Source organism: Corallococcus terminator, assembly GCF_003611635.1.
Taxonomy (GTDB): Bacteria; Myxococcota; Myxococcia; order Myxococcales; family Myxococcaceae; genus Corallococcus; species Corallococcus terminator.
In genome coordinates this window covers 1-9050 of sequence record NZ_RAVZ01000372.1, presented here as the reverse complement: position 1 = coordinate 9050, position 9050 = coordinate 1, and the positions used below count along the sequence as shown (strand labels likewise).

At 70.3% G+C, this 9050-nt stretch carries 7 protein-coding genes; 1 reads left to right on the top strand and 6 read right to left on the bottom strand.

Going from position 1 to position 9050, the window contains the following annotated elements; translation table 11 throughout:
- Nucleotides 1-604: 604 nt before the first annotated feature.
- Together D7V88_RS44795 and D7V88_RS34985 are read right to left on the bottom strand one after the other, a co-directional pair.
- Nucleotides 605-2170: a sensor histidine kinase gene (locus D7V88_RS44795; RefSeq protein ID WP_244238562.1), complete on the bottom strand. Its 1566-nt coding sequence runs from the start codon at nt 2168-2170 to the stop codon at nt 605-607.
- A gap of 205 nt (nt 2171-2375) precedes the next feature.
- Complete coding sequence (locus D7V88_RS34985) at nt 2376-5210, bottom strand: TonB-dependent receptor domain-containing protein (RefSeq protein ID WP_120544942.1); 2835 nt, start codon at nt 5208-5210, stop codon at nt 2376-2378.
- Between the two features lie 617 nt (nt 5211-5827).
- Between D7V88_RS34985 and D7V88_RS34980 the strand changes: the two genes are divergently transcribed.
- The gene (locus D7V88_RS34980; RefSeq protein ID WP_120544940.1) at nt 5828-6238 is read left to right on the top strand and encodes a hypothetical protein; all 411 of its coding nucleotides are present in this window, start codon (nt 5828-5830) and stop codon (nt 6236-6238) included.
- 7 nt (nt 6239-6245) lie between these two features.
- Here D7V88_RS34980 and D7V88_RS34975 read toward each other — a convergent pair whose 3' ends face one another.
- The 4 genes from D7V88_RS34975 to D7V88_RS34960 all read right to left on the bottom strand — a co-directional run bounded on the left by D7V88_RS34975 (nt 6246) and on the right by D7V88_RS34960 (nt 8817).
- The gene (locus D7V88_RS34975) at nt 6246-6716 is read right to left on the bottom strand and encodes a helix-turn-helix transcriptional regulator (protein WP_324291337.1); all 471 of its coding nucleotides are present in this window, start codon (nt 6714-6716) and stop codon (nt 6246-6248) included.
- 320 nt (nt 6717-7036) lie between these two features.
- Nucleotides 7037-7645, bottom strand: a complete 609-nt coding sequence (locus tag D7V88_RS34970) for a putative glycolipid-binding domain-containing protein (RefSeq protein ID WP_120544939.1) — start codon at nt 7643-7645, stop codon at nt 7037-7039.
- A 16-nt stretch (nt 7646-7661) separates the two neighbouring features.
- The gene (locus D7V88_RS34965; RefSeq protein WP_120544938.1) at nt 7662-8471 is read right to left on the bottom strand and encodes an eCIS core domain-containing protein; all 810 of its coding nucleotides are present in this window, start codon (nt 8469-8471) and stop codon (nt 7662-7664) included.
- Complete coding sequence (locus tag D7V88_RS34960) at nt 8431-8817, bottom strand: hypothetical protein (RefSeq protein ID WP_244238561.1); 387 nt, start codon at nt 8815-8817, stop codon at nt 8431-8433. Before D7V88_RS34960 ends, D7V88_RS34965 begins: the two co-directional genes overlap by 41 nt.
- Nucleotides 8818-9050: the final 233 nt, after the last annotated feature.

The following is a 9050-nucleotide window of genomic DNA, read 5'->3' as shown; positions in this document are numbered from 1 at the left end:
ATCCCAGACTCCCCTTCCACGTGTAGTTCGCCCCCGTCGTGGGCGACTGGTACGTCAACTGCTTCCCCGCCGCCATCGAGCACTGCACCACGTAGCGCATCACCATGTCCGCCGACGCGGGGTCCGCCGTGAACCACGTGCGGAACCCATTCGTGGACAGGCCATTCGTCGACAAGCCATTCGTGGAAAGGCCATTCGTGGAAAGGCCATTCGTGGAAAGGCCGTTGGTTGACAAGCCATTGGTGGAGAGCCCGTTCGCGGAGATGATCGCATCCATGGCGTGTGCGGGAGCGTCTGCCTGCTCGTCCGCCACCAGGGGCGCTCCACAGCCGGTCAGCGCGGTGGCGAGCAGCAAGGACAGCCAACGGGAAGAACAAGACGAGGGGATGCGAGGGGGACTGACGTGCATGGGGGACTGCCTCCGCGTGGGTGGCCGCACGAGCCGTACGGCCTGATCAATCGGTAAACGCGCCTGCGCAAGGCGAGCAGTGTCCCTGCACTCCCGACCCATCCCCTTCGGTCCTTCGCCCAACACGCAGTGCGTGAGACAAAGGACGCTCACGCGTTCACCGCATGGCGGTGAACGCTCACCCCTTCCAAAAGCTCAGGCGGTTCGCGTGCGACCCCGCGACGCCTTCGCCTTCACCTTCGGACGCGGCGGCCGGGGCAGCTTCACCGTGAACGTGGTGCCGTCCTTCTCCGACGAAGCCACCTCCACGATGCCCCCGTGCGCCTGGACGATCTCCTTCACGATGAACAGCCCCAGGCCCAACCCCGCGTTGCGCCGGCTCTGCTCGCGCTCCCCTTCACCCTGCCGGAACGGATCGAACAGCCGCTCCCGCAGTTCCTCGGGAATGGGCGTGCCGGGGTTCTGCACCTCCAGCACCTGATGGTCGCCCTTCGCCCAGCAGCGCAGGAACACCGGCGCCTCCGGCGTCCCATGCTCCAGCGCGTTGCCCACCAGGTTGCTCAACACCTGGGCCAGGCGCTCCGCGTCCCACTCGCCTTCGGCCTTCCCGTCCACATCCACCGCGATGGCGCGCTCCGGGTAGGCCGCCGACAATTCGTCCACCACCTGCTGACACACCACCCCCAGGTCCATGGGGCCCTTGCGCAGGGGAATGCCGCCGGCCAGCCGGGCCCGCGTCAAATCCAGCAGGTCCGCGATCATGTTGCCCATGCGCGTCGCGGAGGACTCGATGCGCTGCGCGTGCTGCCGGTGTTGCTCCGGCGTGCACTCCAGGGGGCCCCGCCGCTTCTGCGCCCGCGCCGACAACACGATGGCGTTGAGCGGGTTTCGCAGGTCATGCCCGAGGATGCCGATGAAGCGCTCGCGGAAGCGCGCCTCCTCCACCATGGACGCCAGTTCGCGCGTGCGCTCGGTGACGTCCATCATCGAACCAATCATTCGCACCGGGCGCCCTTCGTCGTCGCGCGCCAGCACGCCCCGGTCCAACACATGCGCCCAACTGCCATCCGCGCGCTGGAACCGGTACTCGTCCTTCCACACGTCTCCGGTGGACGCGACGAAGTCCACCAACTTGTCCACCACGCGAAAGCGGTCGTCGTCATGCACGCGCGCGCCCCACCAGCCTAGCTGGTGGTCCAGCACCGCCGTCGCATGGCCAAACGCATCCCCCGTCCCCGGGTCCCATCTCACGCGGTCGGTGCCGAAGTGCCAATCCCACAACACGTCGTGCGTGGCCCGCGTCGCCAGCCGGTAGCGCTCCTCCGCCTCGCGCAACGCGCTCACCGTCTGCTCCGTGCGCGCCAGCGCCTCCTCCACCTCGCGCCGGGCGTTGCGCTCGCGGGCCGCCTGCTGCGCGTCGGAGGCCCGTCCCTCGTCGCGCGGCAACAGCCACAGCGCCAGGCCTTCACCGTGGCGCACCACCACGTACTGACGGCCCGCCGCATCCCCCGGCACCTGGCCCACGTGCGGCACGCCGCGCATCAGCACCCGCACGCACGCCATCACATCCACCAGCACGACGCCTTCCAGCGTCCACAACGAAAGGTGCCGGCCCAGCTCCAGGGAACGCACCCAACCCTCGGCCGGGACGTTCATGGACGTCCACCGGAAGTCGAGCACCTCGCCCGTCTCCCCATGCAAGGGCTCCAGGAGGATGCAGGGCGTCTCGTTGTCGGCGGGCAATTCCCACGCCGAGGCCATACCCGGCCCCCAGGACAAACCCATCATCGTACTCCCCCCGACGCTTCGGGCCTTGCCTCAGCCCTGGCGACGGTGCCGGGCAGGCGTGAAAAACCCGCGTCTCGCGGAATACTGACACATTCAGGCACTTGTGGATCGGCCCTGGAGTGCAGGGTGGGCGAAAAACTGCTCACCCCTGAGCATTGGGCCTACCTGCCAGGGCGGTTCAGTACCGGCCTTTGACGCCGATGATGGGCAGGGCGATGGGTAACCCCACGGAATTCTTGGTCAAAGGCTGCCGGCTGTAGCCCCCGCCCTCGTATTCGAAGCCCAGGGTCTCCTGGTTGAGGGTGACGTTGAGCATGTCCAGGTAGGCCTCCAGGGTGAAGGTTTCGTAGGCCCAGGCCTTGGACAGGCGCACATCGAAGCGGAAGAAGGGCGGCAGCCGGTCCACCTGATCGCGATCCACCCGCACCCACGTGGGGCGGCCGTCGCTGTCGGTGCCCTCGCGCATCGTCTGGCTGCCCAGGGTGCCGTACTCGGGACGTCCGGTGTTGAAGTGGAGCACGCCCCCCAGGGTGATGTTGTTGGAGAACTTGTGACTGACCACCAGGTTCAGGATGTGTGTCTGGTCGAAGGCGAAGGGCAGGTCGGCCTGGTCCTCGGAGATGGCCTTCCCCGTGGCGTCGTAGCGGAAGAACGTGGTGCGCCGCGTGCTGCGCTGAAGGCTGTAGGAGAGCCACCCGAACCAGTTGTTCCCCAGCGGGTAGCGGATGAGCAGCTCCATGCCATACGCCAGCCCGTGGCTTTCGAAGTCCGGCAGGTCCCAGTCGTCGCGGCTGACCGGCGGATCATCCACGTTGATCTGCCGGGCGCGCACCCGGCGAAAGCCATACGGGTTGATGCCGCCCCCGCCCGGAGGCAGGTCGGGTTCAGAAGGATCGCCGGTGTCCAGGTCGTCGCCCAGGCCCTCGTCGGAGAAGGGCGTCAGCTCGATGGTGCGCAGCATGGGGTTCACATAGAAATCCAGCCCCACCTCCCACTTGCTGAAGGCCTTCCACTCCGCGCCCACGGACATCTGCACGCCTTCCTGGAGGCCCAACACCAGACTGCCCACGTCCACCACCGGCAGGCTGATGAGGGTGGTGGGCGGCTGGTGGAAGATGCCCGCGCCGCCCTTGAGCGTCACGGTGTCGGTGAGCTTGTGGCGCACCGTGAGGCGCGGCTCGATGACCTTGTGGTCGAACCCGCCGGACAGGTGGTAGCTGTCCAGGCGCAGGCCGGGCACCACCGTCCACTTCGGGTTCGGCGTCCACACCGCCTCCGCGTACGCACCGGCGAAGGTGGCCAGCGCCACGGGCGCGTGGATGCTATCCTCCTCCACCTCCTCGCCGCCCTCCAGGCTGATGATGTCCACGATGGCGCGCTTGTGGTCCACGTCCGCGCCCGTGCGCAACAACAGACGCTCCGACAGGGGCACGCTGTAGCCCACGCGTCCCGACAGCGTGCTCTGGTCGATGTAGATTTCATCGCCGTTGTCCGGCCCGCGGGACACGACGGAGAAGCGGTCCAGGCCCCACGTGCCGCCCACCTCGAACTCGCCCTTGCCCACGGGGTAGCGCCCCCGCAGGTCCACGCGGTGGAAGATGATGGATTGCAGCGCGGTGTCGCCCAGCGCGTCCTGCGCCTCCGAACCGAAGGTGTCCGACGAGCCAAAGGCAAACAGCCGCAGCTTGCCTTCGCCTACGTCCTGCTCCACGCGGGCCTGGTAATCCCAGAAGTCGAGCACCACCTTGGGGTTGGTGCGGCCCGGCGGCGCCGGGTCCTGGAGGCTGTTGGCCGCGAGCGCGATGAGCCACGGCGTATAGGAATAGCGGCCCGCGAGGCTGACGTTGGTGCCGGTGGACTTGAAGGGCGTCTCGATGAAGAAGCCCGCGTTGATGAAGTCCGCGTACGCGCTGCCGTGCACCCGGTCGTCGCGCGGCCGGGTGAGGCGTCCGTCGATGGCGCCGCCCATCAGCCGGCCGTACTGCGGCGGCGGCGTGCCCGGATAGAAGTCGATGGCGTCCAGGAAATCCGGGTGGATGACCGCGGGGCCCAGGAACAGGTGGAAGAGGATGGGGATGCGGATGCCATCCAGGAAGTAGCCCGTGGACGCGGGCTGGCTGCCGCGCACCACCGGGTAGGCCACGCCGGACAGCATGCTGCCCACGCCCGGCAGCAGCATGACGACGCGGAAGGGGTCGCCCATGGTGCCGGGCACCTCCCGCAGCTCCGCGTCGCGCAGCGTGATGCGGCTGACCTCCGTGCGCTCACGGTCGCCTCGCACCACCGTCTCGTAGGGGTTCAAGACGAGCGGTTCCAGGCCGTACACGACCTCCAGCGACTCGGTGCCCTTCAGGGCCTCGCGGTAGAGGCCCGGCTTGTGGCCCGGGGCGAACACGCGCACCGCCTGGCCACCCGTGGGGAAGCGCGCCTCGAAGCGGCCGTGCTCATCCGTCTGCACCGGGAAGTCCGGCGCGGCGTCCGACACCAGCGTGGCGCCGATGAGCGGCGTGCGGTTGCCCTTGGCGCGCACCAGGCCCTTGAGGGTGATGGGGCCCTGGATCCGGGTGCCTTCGGTGCCGCCATCCGCGCTGGTGGCCACCGGCATGGGGGCCTCGAAGCGGTATTCGAAGAACAGCCGCACCGCGACGGGCTTGCCCTCCATCAGGGCCGGGGAGAAGCGCAAGAGGGGCGCAGCGTGCAGCGCGGCTTCGTTGAGCAGCGGGTGCACGCCCTCCACCAGCATGGCGGTGTCCACCTCGCCCGCCTCGTCCACCAGCAGCTCCAGCTTCACCGTGCCGGCCACGCCCTCGCCCACCAGCCGGGGCGGGTATGGCGCGGGGGAGTCCCCCACCAGCGCGGGGGGCACGAAGGCGGCCAGCGCGGGCCCGCCGTCGGGGGCACCGCCGGCCTCCACCGCCCAGCCCGCGTCGGTGCGCTGGAGCTCCGCCTCCTTCGCCACGGTGCCCGCGCCGCCGTCCGGGGAGCCCTGCCCTTCAATCCACGGCGCGTCCATGCCCGAAGGCCCGGAGCCGGTGGTGAGGTTCTCCTCCTGGACGGGCAGGCCCGCGTCCAGCGTGTCCCCCAGGCGCACACTGCCGGGGTTCTCCGCCTCCACGGTGGCGCCGGCCCCAGGCCGGGGCCCTGCCGGCACCGCGCGCGCGGGGAGGGCCGGCAACAGGAGGGCCAGCACCAGCGCGACCGCACCGATGCGACGGGTCTCGCTCCACGTTCCTACGGGCATGGGCCTACGGTCATGGGCGGTGGAGCTCGTCGTACGTGAAGTCAAAACCCGGCCAGTGCCCATGAGGCCAGGGGATGTCCGCCCTGACAAGCGCCCCACCGTGATCGCCGCGAACCTCTTGGCTCGGGGGTTGTCCACAATCCGCGCATCCTTCCTCTGGCGGACACTTGGCAAAGGACTCCCGTCGCGCCGTGGATGCCCGTCCCCGCCCTCCGGACGGGGCGCCCCATTTCGGCGCAATCCCCACCCTCCAGGAAGTCGTCCCTTTCCTGATCCCTGGACTCCATGACACGCCCCCGTCCAACGAGGCCGCCGCCGTGCGTCGCGATCCGGGCCCGGAGGCGTCGGAGGACCAGGGTGTCGCGCGCCCGAGCCTCGGAGTCCCGGCCATGATTCCCCCGCCGTCCCTGCGGTATCTGCCCCACGGTGTGCTCGCATCCCTGCTGCTGGCCCTGGTGCTGATGCCGCTGCTGTTTCCACCGTCGCTCGCGCGAGCGGGGAACCGGGGGCCGGACACCTTCATCGACGAGGGCCCTCCCGGGGCCACGCACTCCCGGGAAGCCCAGTTCGTCTTCACCGCCACGACGCTGAAGCCCGTGTTCTGGTGCTCGCTCGACGGCAGCCTCTACATCCCCTGCGAATCCCCCTGGCGCCTGAAGGACCTGGGCGTGGGCGAACACACCCTGGACGTGTACGCGGTGGACGTGAACACCACGCACCGCGACCCCACCCCCTCCGGTTGGGTCTGGAAGGTGACGGAGCCGGGCCAGGACGCGTCCCGGGGCCCGGCGGCGCGCTGACGGGCCGTCAGCGGCGCGTCGGGAGGATGGCGCTGGCCACCAGGCTCATCAGCTTGAGCTGGGGGCGCGGCAGCCGGCGCAGGGAGCGCAGCAGGCGGCGCATCTCCGGCAGGTCATCTTTGTCCGTGGAGTCCTCTTCCCACAGCCCCGCGCCCGCCGCCGCCGCAACCGCCAGCCCCAGCGACGCGTCCGCGGACAACTGCAGCGCCAGGCACAGCCGGAACAGCGTGGGGACGCTGGGCATCATCTTGCCCCGCTCCAGCCGGCCGTAGACCTCCGACGCGATGCCGACGCGGTCCGCCACATCCGCCTGCGTCAGTCCGGCCCGCAGCCGAGCGGCCCGGGCCGCCGCGCCCACACTGACCGCCAGCTTGCGCTCCAACTGCCGTCGCGACAGCGCGGCGGCGGACGCAGGCGCCCTGGGGCGCTTCTTGCGGGCGCGGCCGGAAGCGATAGGACCTCGGGGGTGGGTTTTCACCACATCAACCTTGCACGTGACGTCCGGCGGGGTGGCCCCAGGCTCGCGGCCCCTCTGCATCCGGAACGGTTCATGGGTCGATATATAACCCAGCACGTCACCCGGGCCCATTCCTATATGACAGGTAGTCCCCGCAATCCCCCGCCCCCAGGGAGAACCCCGTCTTCTGCCTCCGGTGCGCACATCTACTGACATGCCGGCATGCACTTCCGGAAATGCATGAGGGATTGTCCGCGAGGGGGCCGTCCGGGTTGCGCCGGTGTCCCCGCGAAGCCGTCACGAAGTGAGCTCCAGCGCGGAGCCAGGGCCGCGGCCGGGACTCAACCCTCGGAGGTGGCCACGCGTTCCCAGCCCGGCGGGTAGTGCGTGACGAGCCCCTGGGCGTCGGTGTCCACCTCCGCGACGAAGGCGCCGCCCGCGCTCTCGTAGCGGTAGAGCGACGCCGACAGCCGGGTGTAGCGCTGCTCCAGCCGCTCCAGGGACAGGTCCGGCAGGCGCACCCACGCGGCCGTCACGTCGCGGGCCTGGCCCACCTCCAGCCCCAGCCGGCGGATGGGCAGGGTGTTGGTGGACGGGGTGACGCTCAAGTCCACGTCCACGCACCCGCGCAGCTCCGGCAGTTCGCGGCCGTCGCGCCACCAGCGCTGATGGTCATCCACCTGGAGCACCATCGTGCGCCGCGTGCCGCCCTGGTGCAGGACGAGCCGCGCCTCGCGCGTGTGCCAGTCTGGATCGCACGACACGGTGTAGCGCACGAGCAGCGGCAGGCCCTCGCTCACCAGCACCACGGTGCCCGTGAGGAGAGGGCCGGCGGAGGACTCCCACAGCTCGCAGTGCTCGGTGCCCGGAGACTCCAGGCGGCGCCACGTGACGGCCTGCACGCAGCGACCCTCGGGCGTGCCTCCGGGGCGGGAGGCAGGCGGCGTCATGGCGAGGGGCTCCGGATCAAGGGGCGCCCCGTCCGGCGTAGAGGGAGTCCAGGGCCTCGTCCAGCAGGCACAGGGCGGCGTCGCTCCAGCCGCGCAGCCGCTGCTGGGGGGTGGGCTTGCCCACGTGGGGGATGAGCTGCGCGTCGGCGGCGTCCTCGATGAACTGGGCCTGCTGCTCCGCGTTCAGCTCCGCCCACCGGCGGTGTCCCACGGCCTTGCGCCAGTCGTAGCCGTCACCCAGGTACTGGGCCGCCAGCGCGCCGCTCAGGTAGCCCGTGCCGCCGTGCTGGTGCTGCCACACGTGCGTCAGCTCATGCACCAGCAGCCGGAAGCCCACCGCGCCGTAGCCGGGGGGGATGAAGAGGATGTCGCCGTGGGCGAACGCGCGGCCCGGCAGGCCCAGCAGGCCCAGGGCGCCTTCCTTCACGCGCACGCAGCGGAAGTCCAGGCTGTCGCCGAAGATGGGCTTGAGCCGCGTCACCTCCGCGTCCGTCAGCCGGCGGCCCACGGGCTCCAGGCCGGACACCACCTGCACCGCGCTGAGCACGCGCCCGCCCAGCATCAGCACCAGGTCCACGGGCACCTGCGCCACGCGGAACAGGCCGCGCTTGAGCTGGGGCAGGCCTTCCCGGGAGCGACCCGTCGCACAGCGGGCCATGCCGCCGGCCAGCAGCAAGAGCGCCACGTACGCGCTGCGCGCGGCGCCCGCGGACGCCCCGGCGATGCCGGTGAAGAGTCCGTGGCCCGCATCCGCGACCCGCTCGGTCAGCGGCGCGGGACGGGTGTCACGGACAGCCTGACGATTCAGCGAGGTGGGAGACCCCAAGGACCAGCTCCAGGAGCGATCGCAACTCACCGGAGCGCCAGGGCCGGCCGAGTGCGAAGTGGGTATGGCTGGAGGCCCGGAAGGTGGCGCTGGCTTCAGGGCGGAAACCGGAGGACAGGAGAATGCGTGGACCGCTAAAGCCCCGGTCCACCAGACGGCAGAGGAAATCGCTCACGACGCGACGATCCGCGTCGAGGTCCAGCACCAGCCCATCGACGTCCACACCCACGTCCAACCGCCGGTCGGCCGACGTGGCCCCCAGCGCCGCCACCACGCGGCACCCCTCCCCCACTTCCCGAGCCACCGCCAACCGCACCTCGGCCGACTCGGAGACCACCAGCAACACCGGCACCGCCGACGCAGGCCGGGCCGCCGGAGCCGCCGTCAGCCCACCGCGCCGCGCACCCGGGACCGCGGGTCGGGAGAAGGCGAATTCCGGGACAAGGAGGGAAGACGGTGCGGTAGACACGTCCTCACAGTAAACAGCAATATCGGAAATATCAAGCTTGGCTTCAATCTCCGGCTAACGGGGTGCGGCAACGAGGGTGAGGGCTGCGATCTCCGGGGCGGGGCCCAGGC